The 18,244-nt window shown below is 39.6% G+C and carries 16 protein-coding genes; 11 read left to right on the plus strand and 5 right to left on the minus strand.

Annotation, left to right across the window (positions count from 1 at the left end; genetic code table 11):
• The first annotated feature begins 89 nt into the window (after nucleotides 1-89).
• The 3 genes from J6O61_RS07660 (at nucleotide 90) to J6O61_RS07670 (ending at nucleotide 4,406) form a co-directional block, all read left to right on the plus strand.
• Nucleotides 90-1,268 carry a 5-bromo-4-chloroindolyl phosphate hydrolysis family protein gene (locus J6O61_RS07660; protein WP_292211536.1) on the plus strand — a complete coding sequence of 393 codons (1,179 nt, stop codon included), beginning with the start codon at nucleotides 90-92 and terminating at the stop codon, nucleotides 1,266-1,268.
• Between the two features lie 35 nt (nucleotides 1,269-1,303).
• Nucleotides 1,304-2,467, plus strand: a complete 1,164-nt coding sequence (locus J6O61_RS07665; protein ID WP_292211539.1) for a toxic anion resistance protein — start codon at nucleotides 1,304-1,306, stop codon at nucleotides 2,465-2,467.
• Nucleotides 2,468-2,555: 88 nt separating this feature from the next.
• Nucleotides 2,556-4,406: a helix-turn-helix domain-containing protein gene (locus tag J6O61_RS07670; RefSeq protein ID WP_292211542.1), complete on the plus strand. Its 1,851-nt coding sequence runs from the start codon at nucleotides 2,556-2,558 to the stop codon at nucleotides 4,404-4,406.
• Here the strand turns inward: J6O61_RS07670 and J6O61_RS07675 are convergent.
• Complete coding sequence (locus J6O61_RS07675; RefSeq protein WP_292211545.1) at nucleotides 4,400-4,618, minus strand: hypothetical protein; 219 nt, start codon at nucleotides 4,616-4,618, stop codon at nucleotides 4,400-4,402. The two genes, J6O61_RS07670 and J6O61_RS07675, sit on opposite strands and share 7 nt — an antisense overlap.
• Before the next feature lie 187 nt (nucleotides 4,619-4,805).
• Between J6O61_RS07675 and J6O61_RS07680 the strand changes: the two genes are divergently transcribed.
• Nucleotides 4,806-5,681, plus strand: coding sequence for a glycosyltransferase family 2 protein (locus J6O61_RS07680; protein ID WP_292211548.1), 876 nt, complete (start codon nucleotides 4,806-4,808; stop codon nucleotides 5,679-5,681).
• A gap of 74 nt (nucleotides 5,682-5,755) precedes the next feature.
• On the opposite strand, the gene galT is transcribed toward J6O61_RS07680, so the two are convergent.
• From galT to J6O61_RS07695, 3 genes are all read right to left on the minus strand, one after another.
• On the minus strand, nucleotides 5,756-7,291 hold the full coding sequence (galT, locus tag J6O61_RS07685) for a UDP-glucose--hexose-1-phosphate uridylyltransferase (protein WP_292211550.1): 1,536 nt from the start codon (nucleotides 7,289-7,291) through the stop codon (nucleotides 5,756-5,758).
• Between the two features lie 66 nt (nucleotides 7,292-7,357).
• Complete coding sequence (locus J6O61_RS07690; RefSeq protein ID WP_292211553.1) at nucleotides 7,358-8,539, minus strand: galactokinase; 1,182 nt, start codon at nucleotides 8,537-8,539, stop codon at nucleotides 7,358-7,360.
• Nucleotides 8,540-8,693: 154 nt separating this feature from the next.
• Nucleotides 8,694-9,353, minus strand: a complete 660-nt coding sequence (locus tag J6O61_RS07695; RefSeq protein ID WP_292211556.1) for a hypothetical protein — start codon at nucleotides 9,351-9,353, stop codon at nucleotides 8,694-8,696.
• Between the two features lie 68 nt (nucleotides 9,354-9,421).
• Between J6O61_RS07695 and J6O61_RS07700 the strand changes: the two genes are divergently transcribed.
• The 7 genes from J6O61_RS07700 (at nucleotide 9,422) to J6O61_RS07730 (ending at nucleotide 17,274) form a co-directional block, all read left to right on the plus strand.
• On the plus strand, nucleotides 9,422-11,062 hold the full coding sequence (locus J6O61_RS07700; protein ID WP_292211559.1) for a VanW family protein: 1,641 nt from the start codon (nucleotides 9,422-9,424) through the stop codon (nucleotides 11,060-11,062).
• 14 nt (nucleotides 11,063-11,076) lie between these two features.
• Nucleotides 11,077-12,042, plus strand: a complete 966-nt coding sequence (locus J6O61_RS07705) for an AIR synthase-related protein (protein WP_292211563.1) — start codon at nucleotides 11,077-11,079, stop codon at nucleotides 12,040-12,042.
• A gap of 25 nt (nucleotides 12,043-12,067) precedes the next feature.
• Nucleotides 12,068-12,556: an Lrp/AsnC family transcriptional regulator gene (locus J6O61_RS07710; protein WP_292211565.1), complete on the plus strand. Its 489-nt coding sequence runs from the start codon at nucleotides 12,068-12,070 to the stop codon at nucleotides 12,554-12,556.
• Complete coding sequence (locus J6O61_RS07715; RefSeq protein ID WP_292211567.1) at nucleotides 12,553-13,710, plus strand: pyridoxal phosphate-dependent aminotransferase; 1,158 nt, start codon at nucleotides 12,553-12,555, stop codon at nucleotides 13,708-13,710. Before J6O61_RS07710 ends, J6O61_RS07715 begins: the two co-directional genes overlap by 4 nt.
• A gap of 100 nt (nucleotides 13,711-13,810) precedes the next feature.
• Nucleotides 13,811-14,779 carry a family 43 glycosylhydrolase gene (locus J6O61_RS07720; protein WP_292211570.1) on the plus strand — a complete coding sequence of 323 codons (969 nt, stop codon included), beginning with the start codon at nucleotides 13,811-13,813 and terminating at the stop codon, nucleotides 14,777-14,779.
• Nucleotides 14,779-16,332: a glycoside hydrolase family 43 protein gene (locus tag J6O61_RS07725; protein WP_292211573.1), complete on the plus strand. Its 1,554-nt coding sequence runs from the start codon at nucleotides 14,779-14,781 to the stop codon at nucleotides 16,330-16,332. Before J6O61_RS07720 ends, J6O61_RS07725 begins: the two co-directional genes overlap by 1 nt.
• Nucleotides 16,333-16,353: 21 nt before the next feature.
• Nucleotides 16,354-17,274 (plus strand): ArsR/SmtB family transcription factor, encoded by a 921-nt coding sequence (locus J6O61_RS07730; protein WP_292211577.1) that lies wholly within the window; start codon nucleotides 16,354-16,356, stop codon nucleotides 17,272-17,274.
• 63 nt (nucleotides 17,275-17,337) lie between these two features.
• On the opposite strand, the gene J6O61_RS07735 is transcribed toward J6O61_RS07730, so the two are convergent.
• Nucleotides 17,338-18,234 carry a carbohydrate ABC transporter permease gene (locus J6O61_RS07735; protein WP_292211580.1) on the minus strand — a complete coding sequence of 299 codons (897 nt, stop codon included), beginning with the start codon at nucleotides 18,232-18,234 and terminating at the stop codon, nucleotides 17,338-17,340.
• Nucleotides 18,235-18,244 lie beyond the last annotated feature (10 nt).

Here is an 18,244-nt window from a genome sequence, read left to right on the forward strand (position 1 = left end):
TTCTCAGCAAATAAAGTTGATTGTAAAGCGCAATTACTGTAAAATTAACTTGCATTTTCGAACTATTTAACATGCATTTGGAGGCTGTTTTGGATAAGAACACACAGGAAGTTATAAGAGCCGGAGGAGAGATACTAAAAAGTGTTACGATGGCGATAGATACAAATGACTACAGCAAGCTGGCCGGAAATATTACAAATACCATTAAGTCAGTAAGTTTTGAGCCAAAAACCACATATACAAGTGGAAGAACATACAGCCAGAGTCAGCCGGGCGCTGCCGGAACAAAAGTGGAGAACCGGTCCGTATATCCGTTTTTTGCAAAAAAAGTCAGTAAGTATCAAGGGCTATTGGAGGTAATCCTTAGTGGAACCGCGTTTATTTGCTTTTTGCCAATTGTGATGGCATCACTTTTTATTGGCGGCTGGTGGGGACTTCTCGGATTTGCAATTCTATGTACGGTTTGTGGCAGCTTTCTTGGAGTAGGCATCGGCAAGTTAAAAATGGCCAAACTTTTTCATTTGTATGGCAATGTGGTGAAGCAGAATGAATACTTTAAGATTTCAGATCTGGCAAAGGCTGTTCTTAAATCGGATGATGCAGTTCTTAAAGATATAAAAAAGATGATAAAAAAGGGGTATCTTCCAAGAGCCAGAATGGATGCGACAGATACAACCTGCATGCTTACAGATGAAGCTTATGAGCTGTATCTTGGAGCCGAGAAGGACAGACTCGCAAGGGAAAAGAGAGAACTTGATCAGCAGAAAGCGGCTGTAAATGTGGAGAACAGGTCAAATAAAGGTCTCACAGGTGTTGATGCTATCATTGCAGACGGGCAGGAATATATAAGATACGTAAGGGCAACCAATGATATTATTCCGGATACAGAGGATATGTCCGGTAAGCTTTATAGGCTTGAGAGTATCATGAACAAGATTTTTGAGCAGGTGGAAAAGCACCCTCAGAGTGCGGATGATCTGCACAAGCTAATGAATTATTATCTTCCGACGACCAAGAAGCTTCTGGAAGCATATGTTGAGCTTGACAGACAGGTTTCTCCGGGAGAAAACGTTCAGCAGACCAAAAAAGAGATTGATTCTGCCATGGATACTATTAATGAAGCCTTCGAAAAGCTTTTGGACAGTATGTTTCAGGATATGGCATGGGATATATCGTCAGATATATCGGTTATGAAGTCAATGATGGCACAGGATGGACTTACAACTGGCGGCGGGATGGCAATGCAGAGCAGCCTTAAGTCAGAGTAATAATAAAGAAGTGTATGAGGAATCAGGAGGATAGTATGGGAGTAGATTTAGAATTTGATGCAGCTCCGGCTGCACCTTCACTGTCATTTGGAGCCGAGGAGCAGGGGGCGACTGCACAGGCTGCCAAGGCACCTGAAGAAGAGAAAAAAGACAACGGTAATCTTGCCATGGAGGCACAGCTTTCTGAAGAAGAACTTAAGCAGGTGGAGGAGTTCAGCAAGCAGATTGATATTTCCAATTCCACAGGAATCATGAATTATGGAGTTGGTACTCAGAAAAAGCTTGCAGATTTTTCTGAGAAGGCAATCGACAATGTTAAGACCAAGGACATGGGCGAAGTTGGGGATATGATCACTGATCTGGTCACACAGCTCAAGAACTTCGACGTTGAAGAGGAAGAAAAAGGACTACGGGCACTTTTCAAAAAAAGCGCCAACAAAATCGAGTCTTTAAAGGCTAAATACAGCAAGGTGGAGACAAATGTTCAGACAATAAGCAATGAGCTGGAAAAGCATCAGGTTATTCTTATGAAGGATGTTGAGCTTCTTGACAGAATGTATGACCTCAACCTTAATTACTTCAAAGAGCTTACAATGTACATTCTTGCAGGTAAAAAGAAACTTGAAGAAGAGAGAAATACAACTCTTGTAGAGCTTCAGAAAAAGGCAGAGGAGTCAGGGCTTCCTGAGGATGCTGAGAAAGCCAAGGATTTTGCCAATAAGTGCGATAGATTTGAGAAAAAAATTTATGATCTGGAACTTACCAGAACAATTGCAATGCAGACCGGTCCACAGATTCGTATGGTACAGAGTTCAGACACTGTAATGGCTGAAAAGATCCAGTCAACTATCGTAAATACGATTCCTCTTTGGAAAAACCAAATGGTAATCGCTATCGGAATCGAACACGCTACTCAGGCTGCTCAGGCAGAGCGCGAAGTTAACGATATGACCAACAAGCTTCTCAGAAAGAACGCTGATGCACTTAAGACAGCAACTATCGAGAGCGCAAAAGAGGCTGAGAGAGGAATTGTTGATATAGAAACTCTTAAGCATACCAACGAGTCACTTATCACAACTCTTGATGAAGTGCTTAAGATTCAGACAGAAGGCAAAACAAAGCGTCGTGAAGCAGAGGCTGAACTTGCTCAGATTGAGAATCAGCTTAAGGACAAGCTTTTAGAAGCTGCCAAAAACTAAGACAAAACATAATTGAATTATTACATGAGGGGCGTAGAACCATCAATGATTCTATGCTCCTTTTAATTACATGGGAAGGTAAGACAGGATGATTGATGACATAAAGTTCCATGCTTTTATGAAGATGACCAGAGAAGCAGCCGGAGTATCTTTGGAGGAAGCCGGAAAAGGGCTATATACCAAGAGTATGATGGCGCAAATAGAGAAAGGAACAACTCTTCCCGATTACATGATGCGTAATCGTATAATGTCAAGATTAGGGATTTCTTCAGAAGGATATGAGGATTTTTTGCAGCCGGATGAATATAAAAGATACCTAAAGAGAATGGAGCTTATTAAGCTCATTGAAGCCCGACATTTTATTGAAGCAGAAGAGCAGATTGATCAGGTAATTTTACAGAATGATGAAAAACTGAATAAATTGGAGCTTCAGTTCTACTATGATATGAAGGGCAGGTGTTTACATTTTAGAAAGGCTTCTTGGGAAGAAATATTTGAAATGTACCAAAAAGCCTGCTCGTTAACAATGTTACTGGAAGAAGTGAACGAAAAAAGGTTCGGAGTCTGGGCAACACTCGAATACTTTTTGCTGTTTAAAATGTTAGAGGCAAAGGCAGAGTGCTCGATTGTAAAAGAGGAGAGTAGTGAAATAGCTGATGTTTGCCTGGCTTTACTAAATCATTTGGAAGTATCTACAATGGACGTTTTGGGTAAAGCGAAAGTATATACGGCAGGAGTTGTTGCTTTGGGGAAGATTGCCCATAAGAATGATTATGCTCAGGTGGACAAAAAGACAGTTCTTGAGCAGTACGACAAGGCTTTGGACTACTTAAAGCAAAAGAGCAGGAGCTACTACATTGCTGAGATCCTTTCAGGAAAGATCAGCGTATTGGAAGAACTTGGTAATGAAGAGGAGCTTAAAAAGGCAAAAGAGATCTATGATCTGTTTGCAGAAGTCTATAGTGAATACGATGTGGACTATTTTATGGATTATAACTGCTATATCTACAGAGATTCAGATATTTACTGCATCGGGGATGTTATTAAATCAAGAAGGCAGATGCTGAAGATAAGCAGAGAAGAACTTGCAGACAGGGTTAAATGTTCTTACAGAACATTGATGCGTATTGAGAATAGCGCCATTTCTGCTCAAAAAGCTGTTCTGCGCCCTATTATGGATGAACTGAATATAAACTGTGACTATACTCGTTCGGATATAATTACTGATGATAGGGAAGTAGTGAATGAGTATTATTCGTTCGCAAATATGCTAAATAATTATGTGGCCGCAGATTACGAACAAATTTATACAGAATTGGAAAAAAGGATAGACTTTTCGTATACTTCCAATAAACAACTTTGGGACGCTATAAAACTGTATATTATCATGGGTGAAGGTAAGATAACAGAGAAACAATACACATCTAAACTGAAAGAAGATATGACTTTAACGCTACCTGTCCCTATTATGGAAATAGAGGATGGATACCTTAGTCACTCTGAATTAAATTTATTGATTGATATCGCGAAATTTTCTGAGGATAAAAAGGACAAAGAGCATCTGATGGAATATTTGCAAGAATTTTGTAGTAAGCATGAATCAGGTGGCTACCCTGTGAATTACGGAACCTATGAAACAGTAATGATCTGGTTGGCAGATGAATATAGTGATGTTGACAGAATAGAAAAAGTTGAAGAAATAGCAAGGGAATTACTAATATTAGAATTAAAAAGCCATCGACTTTTTGATCTTCATGGAGCACTATTTATGCTTCTTAGAAATAATGCGAAGATAGAAGAAAGAGATAATGAATATTATAAACAGAGCATTGATAAAATGATAAGGATATGCGATTTTATCAATAACTCTGTTCATAAAGAGTACTATACTTTAATCAAAGAAATGATTGAAAAAAAGGAAGATTGGAAACATTACTGATTAAAGAATGCAGTTCTTGGAAAGTGTGACTGAAGAGTAACGATGTTCTCCTCAGATACAGTTGTGTCACCAACTAAATCACTTACAGAAACAGTTGTTGTCTCAGTGTTTGTATTTGTATTGTCTGAAACAGTAACGAATGGAAATGAAATAGTAAATGTGAGATTAAAAATAACAAGTACAAGAACAAGTAAGCTACTAAATTTTTTCATTTTAGTATCCTCCCAACAATATTAGTTTTGTAAAATAAAATAAATCAAAAATGGCGCTATTTCAAGTGACAGAGTATTTTACTTTATCGTGTTTTTAGTATAATACTCTGTCACTTTTCTTTAACGCTGTGAAATTTTATCATGATATCAACGACAAAATTTTGACTTAATGAAGGGAGGCTATATCATGATGAATGAAAAAAACATCAGTATAATTTTGCCGGTGTATAATGCGGAAAAGACAATAGCAAAATGCATAGATAATGCTTTACTTAGCCTTCGAGATGACGATGAACTTATAATTGTTGATGATGGATCAACAGATGATACACCACGAATATGTATGGATTATGCCTGGAATTATTCCAATGTTTTTTTTAAACAACAGAAAAACAAGGGACTATTTCATGGGAAATTAGAGGGGATAAGAATTGCCAAGGGGGAGTACGTAAGCTTTATTGAAGCTGATGATGTCTGCGCGGAGAAAAGGTATAGTATTATGCATTCTGTCGTTTCAGTAAATGATGCGGATATTATATTTTTTGGAGCAATAATTAAAAAGGACGGCTGCGATACAAAGGTATATGATCCCGATATGTTTCCCGGAAGATATTCCAAAAAGAAAATTATAGATACATTTGGAAAAAAGCTCTTTGGTAAGATTGAGAGTGATGACAATTCATATACCGGATATTTGTGGAATACATTGATAAAAAGAGACGTTTTAAGCGGTATGGAGGAGTATGTAGACGAAAAAATCCGCTATTATGATGACGAGATAATAATGCTCCATGCTCTTATGAGGGCAAAAAAATGTGTTGTTTCTGAGAAAAAAATCTATCGATATGACTATGCCGGCTGTAAAACTAACAGAAAAAAGAAAAACTTTAGCCCTAAAAATTGGGAAAATATATTTGCTGTATATAATTTAAAAAAAGGAATTGCAATTGAAAATGATATGTACAACAGTGAGATAGAGTTCCGACTTTCCTCTTTCTTGGGGCCAATTTCATTTATGCGTTTTATTATTGGACAGGATTATGCCCTGACAAAAACCATATAAGTTCTAAAATAATGACAGTAAAAAGCCTCAGTTCTGCAAAAGACAGATCTGAGGCTATGTTTATATCCGATGTATTAAAGTGTATTCACAAAACGGTCAAAGGCTTCCTGACCTTCCGGAGTTCTTTTGTACACGCCGGCATCTTCAAGAACGTGCATGAAAACTTCACCGATTTCCTTTTGGATTATCTCATCGATATTTTGTTCATCTATATGATTGTATTTATTTTTGAAAGCATCAACCCAATCAGCATGTTTTTCGAGAACTTCATCCTTTCTGATATCTTTGCCCTGAAGGATGGCTTCTTTCAAATCTGCCATTTCGGTCTTTAGTCTTGCGGGAAGTACGGCAAGCCCCATAACTTCGATAAGTCCGATGTTCTCTTTTTTGATATGGTGCAATTCTGCATGAGGATGGTATACACCTAAAGGGTGTTCCTTGGTCGTAATGTTGTTTCTAAGAACCAGGTCAAGCTCGAAATTATCTCCGCGTTTTCTTGCAATAGGAGTAATAGTGTTGTGAGGTGTTCCATCGGTTTCGGCGTAGATGAATGCTGCTTCGTCAGTATACCCTCTCCATTTATTTAAAATAACATCAGCAAGAGCAATGACTCTTGATACGTCAGGAGCAGAAATTCTTATAACAGACATAGGCCATTTTACTATACCTGCACTTACATCTTCAAAGCCGTTAACTGTAAAGGTTCTTTCTACAGGAGCTTTTGCCATGGCAAAGGTATAATGTCCGCCCTGGAAATGGTCATGGCTTAAAATTGAACCACCTACAATAGGAAGATCGGCATTGGATCCTACAAAGTAGTGAGGGAACTGTTTAACAAAATCGAAAAGCTTACAAAATGTATCATGTTCGATCTTCATAGGAATGTGTTTGGAATTAAACACAATGCAGTGCTCGTTATAGTAGACATATGGAGAGTATTGGAATCCCCATTTTGAGTTCTGGATCGTTACGGGAATGATTCTGTGATTTTCTCTGGCCGGGTGATCAACTCTTCCTGAATAACCTTCGTTTTCCCAACAAAGCTGACATTTGGGATAGCCGGACTGCTTGGCGTTTCTTGCAGCAGCTATTGCTTTAGGATCTTTTTCGGGCTTTGAGAGATTTATTGTTATATCCAGATCGCCATATTCAGTAGGAGCAATCCATTTCATATCCTTAGAAATACGGTATCTTCTAATATAATCCGTATTTTTTGAAAATTCATAGTAGAAATTGGTTGCTGACTCCGGGTTTTCTGCAAGCTTTTCATTGAATTTTCTGATTATGTTACTTGGTCTATCGGTAAGCTCACCCATGAGCTTTGTATCAAAAAGGTCTCTGTAGACAACGCTGTCATTTTCTATAAGACCATTTGCAGCGGCATAATCATCAAGTGATTTAAGAACATTTTCAAGGAATGTCCCTTTTTCTATTTCATCAGCCGGAAGTTCTTTGGCCAGAGCCTCTATATCGGCTGCTTCATAATCTGCAGAATCAATTCCAAGGTCTATAAGAATTGAATTTACTGCATAGATTATGTCTTCATTTTCTATAAGTCCCTGTTTCAGGGCATATGCCACAAGGTTATTGATTGCGTTTTGTATATCCATGTTAACTCCTCGTATTTACTGTAAAGGTGCCAAAAATATATTTTTTGGCACCTTAAAAACATTTGATTAGATAACTTCAGGACCACCGCCGATTTCTACGGTATAGAATGTAGCTTCATATCCAATCTTGTTTTTGTAGTTCTCTCCAACAGTCTTTTTGAAGTTTTCGATTGCCTCATCTTTTACGATGGAAACAGTACAGCCACCAAATCCGCCGCCGGTCATACGAGAACCGATAACCCCGGGAACCTTCCATGCTTCTTCTGCAAGAGTGTCAAGTTCTACGCCGGTTACATCATAGTCATCACGAAGAGATTCATGTGATTGTCTCATTAATTCGCCGAAGTGATTAAGATCACCATTCTTAAGAGCTTTAACAGCTTCAATAGTACGCTGGTTCTCATATACTGCATGTTTAGCTTTTTTCTGCATATCAGGATCTGTTAAAAGATCTTTGTTTGCTTCGAACTCTTCGATAGAAAGATCGCCGAGACCTTTAATATCAAGCTTTTTCTGAAGAATAGAAAGAGCTTCTTCGCACATGCTGCGACGGGCATTGTACTGGGAATCCGTGAGTTTATGCTTTTTATTGGTGTTTGTAACAATAATCTTGGCACCATCAAGCTTAATTGGTGCATATTCATATGAAAGATCTGCTGTATCAAGGAATATTGCACTGCTTTCTTTACCCATTGCTACTGCAAACTGATCCATGATTCCGCAGTTACAGCCGTTGAAGTTGTTCTCGGAGTACTGTCCGATAAGAGCAAGATCTGTATTTGAAACTTCAAATCCATAAAGGTCGCGGAGTACAAAACCTGTAAGCACTTCAAGGGAAGCTGATGAAGAAAGACCTGAACCGTTTGGAATATTTCCATAGATTACCATGTCAAAACCTGTATCAAGCTTCATGCCTCTTTTCTCAAAGGCCCATACAACTCCCATGGGATAATTGGTCCATCCGGCTGCCTCTGAAGGAGCAATTACATCATCAAGGCAAAATGAAACAACACCGACGTTGTCCTGGTTTAAAGAGAAAAGCTGGATCATTTTGTCATCTCTTTTGGCTGCTGCTGCGTAAGTTCCGATTGTGAGTGCACATGGGAAAACATGACCGCCGTTGTAGTCTGTGTGCTCTCCTATAAGATTAACTCTGCCCGGAGCAAAGTATGCTTTTACATTTTCGTTTTTTCCATAAGCCTTCTCGAAGTTTTCAAGAACAGCTTTTTTCATTTCCTGATCGATCATATGACCTCCTTGGTATAAAGTAAGACAAATATGTTTTTTGTGAGTATATCTTACCCTTTAAGAAAACTATAATAAATATCTCTTTGTTTTATAAGCCTGTCAAAATGTTAAAAATAAAGCCCTCCTGATAAAAAGGAGAGCTTTCGATTTATAATTAAAAAGTTACCAGTGGAGCCTTTTTCTTCTCATTGGAGGTTTCAACTCCGAGCATGGTCAGAATTTGATTTTTACTGAGTGAATTGAGATTCTTGGCAATTGGAATAAGTCCGTCTATCTTTTTTTGTATCTCTTCTTCATTAAGACCGAGCTTTGTTTTGTACATATCAACAAGAAGCCTATAGGTTCCGGAAATGTCGGTTCTGGTTTTTACGGCAAATTCCAAAACCTTTGTTGAGTCCTCAAAACGCCCTGCATTATAAAGGAGTTCGCCCCAGTTCTGAAGGGCTCTTACAAGAGTTGTGTAATTTTGATCATACTGGGTAAGAGCAGTAATATTGGCAGTTCCGTACTCAAGTTTAAGGTCGGTATTGCTGATTCCTGTGAAGTTGACTATTTTTTCAAACTGCATTGCTTTGAGTTCGTCTTCGGCCTTTTGCAAAGATTCATTATCGCCTGCAGTATCGAAAGGAAGAAGATCAAATGGTATATGAACATATTCAAGGTTTTCCAGACTTTTGCGTCTTACACTATTGGACTGGCGCTCCTTTTCCCAAAAGTCAGCTTCCCTTTGTTCGATTTTTCTGGAGACCCTGCGCATACTGATGTTGAAAAAGATTGCAAGTATAACGAAACTTGCGAAAAAGGGTAATTTCATCTATAATATCCTTTCAGTTAACCGTAAATATATTTTGCTTATTTTCATCATAGCACAGAGGAAGCATTATGAAAAAATTTTTTGGAGGCTTGGTCCTCTTTTTGTCTTTTCTAGTATTCTTGCCAGGAACGCCGGTGGACGCTGCTGACTCTAAAAAAATTGCCAGTGGAGTATATATAGGTTCGGTGGATGTTTCGGGAATGACGGTGGATGAAGCTTCTAAGGCAGTTGAGGCTCTGGTGGAAAGCCAGAAAAGTACCGAGATTACACTTACAGTTGGTGAAGATAAAAATATAAAAATATATGGCTCTGATTTGGGAATTACATGGCAGAATACAGATGTAGCTCAGGAGGCGTATTCTCTTGGACATCAGGGCAATGTGATTCAGAGATATAAAGCGTTAAAAGACCTTGAAAAAGGTGGCAGCGTTTTTGAAATAGAATATGGTTTTGACGACGAAGCGCTTAATTCCATCATGGATAGATGCAGCAGCATGTTTGATCAGGAAAAAGTGAACTATAGCCTGAAAAAGACCGAAGATGGATTTGTGGTAACAGATGGTCAGACAGGATATGTCGTTGATAAGGATGCTTCTATTTCAGTCATAAAAGATTTTGTTCAAAATAATCTATCGCCGGAAAATTCAATAATAACACTTTCTGTAAAGGAAGATAAGCCACTTGGAAGTGCCGAGGAACTATCAAAAGTAAGTGATGTTCTGGGAACATTTACAACAAGTTATAAGTCTTCCGGAGCGGCCAGAAGTGCCAATGTGGCTAACGGATGTTCTCTTATAAACGGAACTACTGTTTATCCCGGTGAGGAATTTTCGGTTCTTGATACTATTACACCTTTTACGGAAGCAAATGGATATTTTCCTGCAGGCTCTTACTTAAACGGACTTGTAGTTGAGAGTGTAGGCGGGGGAATATGTCAGGTTTCAACTACTCTTTACAATGCAGTTCTTTTGGCAGAGCTTGAGGTCACAGAGCGTCACAATCATTCAATGATAGTTACCTATGTAGATCCTTCTGCTGATGCGGCAATCGCTGAGTCAGGCGGCAAAAACTTTAAGTTTGTCAACAGCACGGATTATCCTATATATATAGAGGGTTCTACCACATCCGACAAGCACATTACATTTACAATATACGGAGTGGAGACAAGGGACGCAGGACGAGAGGTAAGCTTTAAGAGCGAAGTTTTGGAGACAACACCGGCATCGGCAGATCAGTTTGTCTGCGATTCTTCTCATGCACTGGGGTATGTTGGAACTCAGTCCGCACATCTTGGATATAAGGCTCAGCTGTGGAAGATAGTAACTGAAAATGGGAATGAAGTCAGCCGAGAGGTTATAAACAGCAGTAATTATAAAATGGTTCCCAAGATTGTAACGATAGGTACGGCAGGTGCTGATGAAAATGCGATGGCTCAGATAAACACTGCAATTGCTACAGGTGATGCGGCTACGGTTAAGTCAGTTGCAGGTGCTCTTGGAGCAGCAAGAAGCGCAGCCGGTACAGAAAACGAAGCAGCAGCGGCTCAGGCGGCAGCAGATGCAGTTAACGCAGCCAATGCTCAGCTTGCACAGCAGCAGGCAGAGGCAGCAGTACAAGCGGAGGCGGCAGCACAGGCACAGGAAGTATCCCAGCCTGAAGAAGCAGCTCAAGAGGTTGATACTTCCGAAATTATACAGACAGACAACTGATTATTGGCGGTTCTATGAGAATTGGAAAATTGACAGAGAATGCATTAAAGCGTTCTGTATTAAAACTGATAAAAACAGAGTTTAAGGATAAAGTAAGCGCAGCTGTAGGGGCAGACTGCGCTTTTTCTGAATCTAAAAAAGTATATTCGGCAGTGGCAACTTATGCCATGGATGCAAGTGACATTGGGTATTATGCTGTTTTAAAAGCAGCTAACAGCCTGATAGCTCAAGGCATTACTCCGGACCATGCAGACGTGAGCATTTTGTTAAACGAGGAGACAGAGGAAAAACGTCTGAAGGAAATTGTACGAGACTGTATAGAAGGCTGTAAGGCGTCCGGAACCGTATATGCAGGAGGACACACGGAAGTAACGACAGCTGTTTCAAGACCGGTGATAACAGCTACATGTGTAGGTTATAAAGTTGAGGATATTATTGGCAAGCCTAAGGCAGGTCAGGCGCTTGTTATAAGTAAATGGGTCGGACTTGAGGGAACAGCTCTTTTGGCAAAAGAAAAGAAGCAGGACCTTACAGGTAAGTATCCGGCATCATTCATAAATGACGCTATCGGATTCAAGGACTATATGAGAATTGAATCAGAGGCCGCAGTCGCCATTAAGTCCGGAGTCAGCGCAATCCATGATTTGTCGAATGGCGGAGTTTTTGCAGGCCTTTGGGAAATGGGAGAACGCGCGGGCTGTGGACTGAAAGTTGATTTGAAGAGTATACCTTTAAGGCAGGAAACTGTAGAAATATGTGAATTCTATGAAATCAATCCATATCAGCTTTTGTCAGGAGGAGCACTACTATTTGCTACAGATGATGGTGAGAAGCTGGTAGAGAACCTGAAGATGGCAGGGATTCCCGCAGCTCTAATAGGTTTTTTGCAGGAAGGTAACAGAAAAGATATAATAAACGAAGATGAGTCAAGGTTTTTGGAGATGCCACAGGCAGATGAAATTCACAAAATCCTTGGATAAATAGAGTCGGAGGAGCTTATAGTTTATGAATACCAGAGAAGAAATATTAAACATTATTGAAAAAAACAGCCGTATTGATGTGCATGAACTAAGTGTACTTTTGGGTGCGGAAGAGATACTTGTGGCAGGTGAGCTTAAAGCTCTTGAAGAAGAAGGAGTGATTTGCGGATACCATACCATGATCGACTGGTCAAAGACTAATATCGAAAAGGTAAATGCGCTTATAGAAGTTAAGGTAACACCCACAAGAGGGCAGGGATTCGACAATATTGCAGAGAGAATTTACAAATATCCTGAAGTCACAAGTGTGTACCTTATGAGTGGTGGCTTTGATCTTATGGTAATTCTTGAGGGGAAATCTCTTTTGGAGGTTGCCGGCTTTGTAAATAACAAGCTTGCGACTTTGGACAATGTGCTTAGTACAGCAACACATTTCATCCTTAAAAAATATAAGGATCATGGAACAATTTTGGCTAAAAAGTACGAAGACACAAGGGAGATAATCACACCATGAGAAATCCAATAGGAAAAAAGGTAGTAGACATCAAGCCTTCCGGAATCAGGAAGTTTTTTGATATTGTACAGGAAACAGAGGGTGCTATTTCGCTGGGCGTAGGTGAACCGGATTTTGACACTCCCTGGCATATAAGAGATGAGGGTATTTATTCTCTTGAAAAGGGCAGGACTTTCTATACATCCAATTCCGGTCTTAAGGAACTCAGACAGGAAGTATCTAATTATATAAAAAGAACTCAGGGCATAACTTATGATCCGATAAAAGAAGTGTTCATTACGGTAGGTGGTTCAGAGGCTATTGATCTGGCTTTTAGAGCTATGATTGACCCTGGTGATGAGGTTCTTATTCCTCAGCCGAGCTATGTATCTTATGAGCCATGCGCTATTTTGGCGGATGCCGTTCCTGTGATCATAGAGTTGAAAGAGGAAAATCAGTTCAGACTGACAGCCAAAGAGGTTCTTGATAAAGTTACAGACAAGACCAAGATACTGGTGCTTCCATTCCCAAACAATCCTACAGGCGCAGTAATGGGAAAAGAGGATCTGGAGGAAATTGCCAAGGTTGTCATCGAAAAGGATCTTTTTGTAGTATCGGATGAGATATACAGCGAGCTTACATATAACGGGAAACATGTTTCAATTGTTTCTCTTCCGGGAATGAAAGAGAGAACAATTCTTATAAACGGCTTTTCAAAAGCCTATGCCATGACGGGATGGAGACTTGGTTATGCCTGCGGTCCTGAAGATATTATGAAGCAGATGGTAAAAATCCATCAGTTTGCTATTATGTGTGCACCGACAACAAGTCAGTATGCTGCGGTTGAAGCTCTGAAAAACGGTGATGAAGATGTAAAGAGAATGCGAGAGGAGTACAACCACAGAAGAAGATATCTTTTAAATGAGTTTGAAAGGCTGGGACTTCCATGCTTTGAACCATTTGGAGCATTCTATGTATTCCCTTCCATCAAGAAGTTCGGTATGACAAGTGATGAATTCTGTACAAGACTTCTTAAAGAGGAGAAGCTTGCAGTAGTACCGGGAACAGCATTTGGAGACTGCGGAGAAGGATTTATACGTATTTCCTATGCATATTCTTTAGATAATTTAAAAAAAGCCATGGAAAGACTTGAGCGTTTCCTAAAGAAAATTTGACGTTATCTAAACTATTTCAATAAAATCTAAAATATTCGTTGACATGAATATGCTCAGACTCTACAATTAATATATTAAAATATTTTAATTTGGAGTAAACATGAACAAAAATACTGAGTTAAAATACAATGAACCATGGATTTTGCAGAGGGCAGATCCATACGTTTACAAGCATGTTGACGGAACCTATTATTTTACAGCATCAGTACCGGCTTATGACAAGATTGTCTTAAGAAAATCCAGCACATTGTCAGGGTTAAGGGATGCTGAAGAAATCGAAATATGGCATATGCACGAAAGCGGAGTGATGGGTGCCCATATCTGGGCACCGGAACTCCATTATATTGATGGTGCGTGGTATATTTATTTTTCTGCAGGTAACAAGGAAGATAAATGGAAAATACGTCCATACATTCTACAGTGCAAGGATGCCGATCCCATTACCGGAAAATGGAATGAACTTGGCAAGATACAAAGGGCTGAAGATGATGAGTTTTCATTTGAAGCCTTTTCTCTTGATGCGACTGTTTTTGAGAATAAGGGAGAATATTACTATGTCTGGGCTGAAAAGGTCGGTGTAGGTAAACAGATTAGTAACCTTTACATAGCCAAAATGGAAACTCCATGGAAGCTTAAAACAGTACAGGTAATGCTGACAACACCTGATTATGACTGGGAAAGAGTTGGATTTTGGGTTAATGAAGGCCCTGCCGTAATCAAGAGAAACGGCAAAATCTTTTTGACATATTCAGCCAGCGATACAGGCGAAGCGTATTGCATGGGTATGCTCAGCGCATCTGAAGATGATGACCTTCTTGATCCGAGAGTCTGGAAGAAGGAAAGATTTCCGATTCTTAAATCAGATGAGAGCAGAAGTATTTTTGGTCCCGGGCATAATAGCTTTACGGTTGATGACGAAGGAAGAGACATTTGTGTATTCCATGCCAGAAATGAGAAGGTTATAGAGGGAGATCCTCTTTATAATCCCGGAAGGCATGCGCGTTTGATGCCGGTTGAGTGGAGTGAGGAAGGTAAACCTGTTTTTTCATATGAATATGGTGAGAAATAATGAATAAGTCAAAAATAAAACCTAAAGTTGCGATTATGATGGCTGTACTTGGGGTTATGTGCGTAGCCTGTGGTCAAGGAAAAGTAAAGGAGATTCCCGAAGAAATGTCTATAGAAAATATAAATACCGGCTCAGTAAATACCGGGGCTTCGCTTCATGATCCGCAGATAATTATTTCGGAAGATGGAACCTATTACTGCTATGGAACCCATATGACGGCTGCAACATCTACGGACCTTGTAAAATGGGATTCCTGGGCTGATGGAGTAAGCGGAAGTAATAAGATATTTGACAATGTTATTGCAGAGCCCTATGATGCATTTTCTTTTGTTGGAAAAAATGATCAGAATGGCTATTCCGTATGGGCTCCGAGTGTGATCTATAACAAAACTCTGGGAAAATATATGATGTATTTTTGTACTACTTCATCCTATATCAAGTCCAATATTGTAATTGCAACTGCAGATGAAATAGGCGGTCCATATCATTATGAAAAAACAATTGTCTATTCCGGATTTACAAAACCGGATCTGGAGCTGACAAATTTTCAGGAAATAATGGGGGATGATCTAACTACCAGAAATCGTTATATTTCAGGTGGAGCCTATAACAATCAGTTGTGGCCCAATGCCATTGACCCTGCCATGTTTTATGATGAAAATGACAGAATGTGGATGGTTTATGGATCATGGTCGGGTGGAATATTCCTTTTGGAACTGGATAAAGAGACAGGAGATGTGATTCATCCTGAAACAGATGATGACGCTGAAGTAGATGCTTATTTTGGTAAAAGACTTGTGGGCGGATTCCACCATCCTATTGAAGGTCCATATATTCATTACGACAGTTCATCAGGTTTTTATTATCTCTTTTTATCATATGGCAATCTTCAGACTGAAGGTGGCTATCAGATAAGGGTGTTCAGATCAGAAAATCCGGATGGACCATATGTTGATGCGACAGGCTCAGGCCTTGGAATAAAGGGGGATTTGGATAACTACAGTAACTATGGCGTAAAGCTTATGGGCAACTATACTTTGCCAAGTCTTAATGTGACATATATGGCTCCCGGAGGACAGTCTACTTTTGCTGATTCAGACGGTAAGCTTTATATTGTTTATCATCAGAGGTTTAAGGAAAGCGGCGAATACCACGCTGTAAGAGTTCATCAGATGGCTATGAATGAGGAAGGCTGGCCATGCATTTTCCCGTTTGCTACAAACGGGGAGTCCCTTTCCGAGGAAGGATACAGTATTGAAGACGTTTCCGGAACTTTTTATGCACTGGATCATGGGCTTGATGTCAATAATATTGTGAACGAGCCGGTGGAATGTCAGTTCAAAGACGGGAATATAAGCGGCGGAATCACAGGAACTTATACGGTAAATGAAAAAACCAATTTCATTACAATTAAGACAGAAGATGTGACGTATCATGGTATAATGGTAAGGATGAGTGATGAGGCAGGAAACGATACATTCTGCATCAGTGCAGTGGGGGATAACAACCACTCAATATGGTGCGTTCAGTATCTTGACGGCGCATCCGAGTAATCCGGAAAGAGAGCGTTTAAAATGTTACAGATAAGATCAATTGACGAGGGCCTGGAGCTGTTTAAGGCCTTAGGATCAGATATCAGAGCAGAGATAATTAAGATTCTTTTAAAAGATGGCCCTTTGAATATGAATGATCTGGCCAGTAGGCTGGGTATTACAAACGGAGCCCTTACAAGTCATATAAAAAAGCTTGAGGAGTGCGGAGTTGTTACAGTATCTTCTGAAGCCCCCGGGCATGGTAATCAAAAGGTATGTTCGGTACAGCTTGATAAAATTCTTATTGAGCTGCAGGATAAACCGCTTAATGAAAATATTTATACTACAGACATTAAAGTCGGTCTGTTTTCTGATTACTCTGTATATCCGACCTGTGGACTTGCCAATTCAAGCAGGCTTATAGGAGAGGTGGATGATACCAGATATTTTGCTCATCCCGACAGATTTGAAGCGGATATCCTGTGGTTTACCAAGGGATATGTGGAGTATCTGATTCCCAATTTTGTTCCTTCCAATCAGAAGATAGATGAAATATGTATTTCTGCTGAACTTAGTTCAGAGGCCCCCGGAGTTAATAATGTGTGGCCATCTGATATATATTTTTATCTTAACGATACGCTTTTGGGAACATGGACTTCTCCCGGTGATTTTGGAGATGTTAAGGGGATATTTACACCTGACTGGTGGTTCCCGAACTGGAATCAGTATGGAATGCTGAAAATGCTTGTTATAAACCATAAAGGAACTTTTATAGATGGACTTAAGATTTCAGATGTGACTATAGATCAGTTCAAACTTACATCTAAGAGTCCGCTGAAGCTAAAGCTTGAAGTGCCTGATAATGCGGAGCATGTAGGCGGACTTACAATTTTTGGTAAGGGCTTTGGTAATTATAATCAGGATATTAACGTTAAGCTTGCCTATAGCCCAATTGAACTGTAATTACAGCAATTAAAAAAGATGCCGGCCATTTATGTGGCTTGGCATCTTTTTTGTTGCTTTGTTTTATTTGATTCCGCTGATTGCAATTGACTGGATGATCATTCTCTGGAACAGGAAGAATAGTACAAGTGTTGGTAACATTGCAATTACTGAAGCTGCCATGATAAGTGCATAGTCACTTTGAATTGCGTAATATGAGTTGAATGATCTGATAACAACCTGTAATGTCCAGTTCTTTTCACTTCTAAGGAAAATTGTTGGAGCAAGATAATCGTTCCAGATTCCCATGAACCAAAGCATGAGCTGTGTTCCCAAAGCACCTTTCATAAGAGGCAGGAAAATTTTGTAATAAATTCGGAAGTAGTTACATCCGTCTATCTTTGCTGCATCCATCAGATCGGAAGGAATGCTGTAAAGATTCTGTCTTAAAAAGAAGATCATACTTACGTTTCCAAAGCATCCCGGAATGATGAGTGGAGCCAGAGAGTTGGTCCAATGCAGCTTGGTAAAGAGTACGTACTGTGGAATCATAACAACGGCAAAAGGAATCATTATCGTTGCCAATAGGGCAAGGAATAGAATGTTTTTGCCTCTGAATTCCATTTTGGCAAATGCAAATGCAGCCAGAGATGAAGTGAACCCTCCGATGAGAAGTACAGGAACTTCTACCTTGATTGTATTAAGAATACCTGTAATAAACTGGCCTTTTTTTAGTACCTCAGAGTATTTACCGATCAGTATAGGATCAGGGAAAAGAGTAAGAGATCCCGAAAGAATCTGATTCTTGGTCATAAATGATGTGGCGACCATATATACCAGAGGAAATACCATAGTCAAGGCAAAGAGGAACAGGATAATAAAAATCAGTATGTTGAAAATTCGTTCCTTTGGAGTTGTGACGCGGTCTGTCTGGTAGTCTTTTTTACTTGAAGGCTTTTTTAGTATTGCAGCTGTATCCATTTTCACACCT

This window comes from Butyrivibrio sp., assembly GCF_017635265.1.
GTDB lineage: Bacteria > Bacillota > Clostridia > Lachnospirales > Lachnospiraceae > Butyrivibrio.

Bases quoted from the DNA above. Each gene is read 5' to 3' on its own strand.
- J6O61_RS07665 (WP_292211539.1), top strand. From the start codon at position 1,304: ATGGGAGTAGATTTAGAATTTGATGCAGCTCCGGCTGCACCTTCACTG.
- J6O61_RS07670 (WP_292211542.1), top strand. From the start codon at position 2,556: ATGATTGATGACATAAAGTTCCATGCTTTTATGAAGATGACCAGAGAA.
- J6O61_RS07675 (WP_292211545.1), bottom strand. From the start codon at position 4,618: ATGAAAAAATTTAGTAGCTTACTTGTTCTTGTACTTGTTATTTTTAAT.
- J6O61_RS07680 (WP_292211548.1), top strand. From the start codon at position 4,806: ATGATGAATGAAAAAAACATCAGTATAATTTTGCCGGTGTATAATGCG.
- galT (WP_292211550.1), bottom strand. From the start codon at position 7,291: ATGGATATACAAAACGCAATCAATAACCTTGTGGCATATGCCCTGAAA.
- J6O61_RS07690 (WP_292211553.1), bottom strand. From the start codon at position 8,539: ATGATCGATCAGGAAATGAAAAAAGCTGTTCTTGAAAACTTCGAGAAG.
- J6O61_RS07695 (WP_292211556.1), bottom strand. From the start codon at position 9,353: ATGAAATTACCCTTTTTCGCAAGTTTCGTTATACTTGCAATCTTTTTC.
- J6O61_RS07700 (WP_292211559.1), top strand. From the start codon at position 9,422: ATGAAAAAATTTTTTGGAGGCTTGGTCCTCTTTTTGTCTTTTCTAGTA.
- J6O61_RS07705 (WP_292211563.1), top strand. From the start codon at position 11,077: ATGAGAATTGGAAAATTGACAGAGAATGCATTAAAGCGTTCTGTATTA.
- J6O61_RS07710 (WP_292211565.1), top strand. From the start codon at position 12,068: ATGAATACCAGAGAAGAAATATTAAACATTATTGAAAAAAACAGCCGT.
- J6O61_RS07715 (WP_292211567.1), top strand. From the start codon at position 12,553: ATGAGAAATCCAATAGGAAAAAAGGTAGTAGACATCAAGCCTTCCGGA.
- J6O61_RS07720 (WP_292211570.1), top strand. From the start codon at position 13,811: ATGAACAAAAATACTGAGTTAAAATACAATGAACCATGGATTTTGCAG.
- J6O61_RS07725 (WP_292211573.1), top strand. From the start codon at position 14,779: ATGAATAAGTCAAAAATAAAACCTAAAGTTGCGATTATGATGGCTGTA.
- J6O61_RS07730 (WP_292211577.1), top strand. From the start codon at position 16,354: ATGTTACAGATAAGATCAATTGACGAGGGCCTGGAGCTGTTTAAGGCC.
- J6O61_RS07735 (WP_292211580.1), bottom strand. From the start codon at position 18,234: ATGGATACAGCTGCAATACTAAAAAAGCCTTCAAGTAAAAAAGACTAC.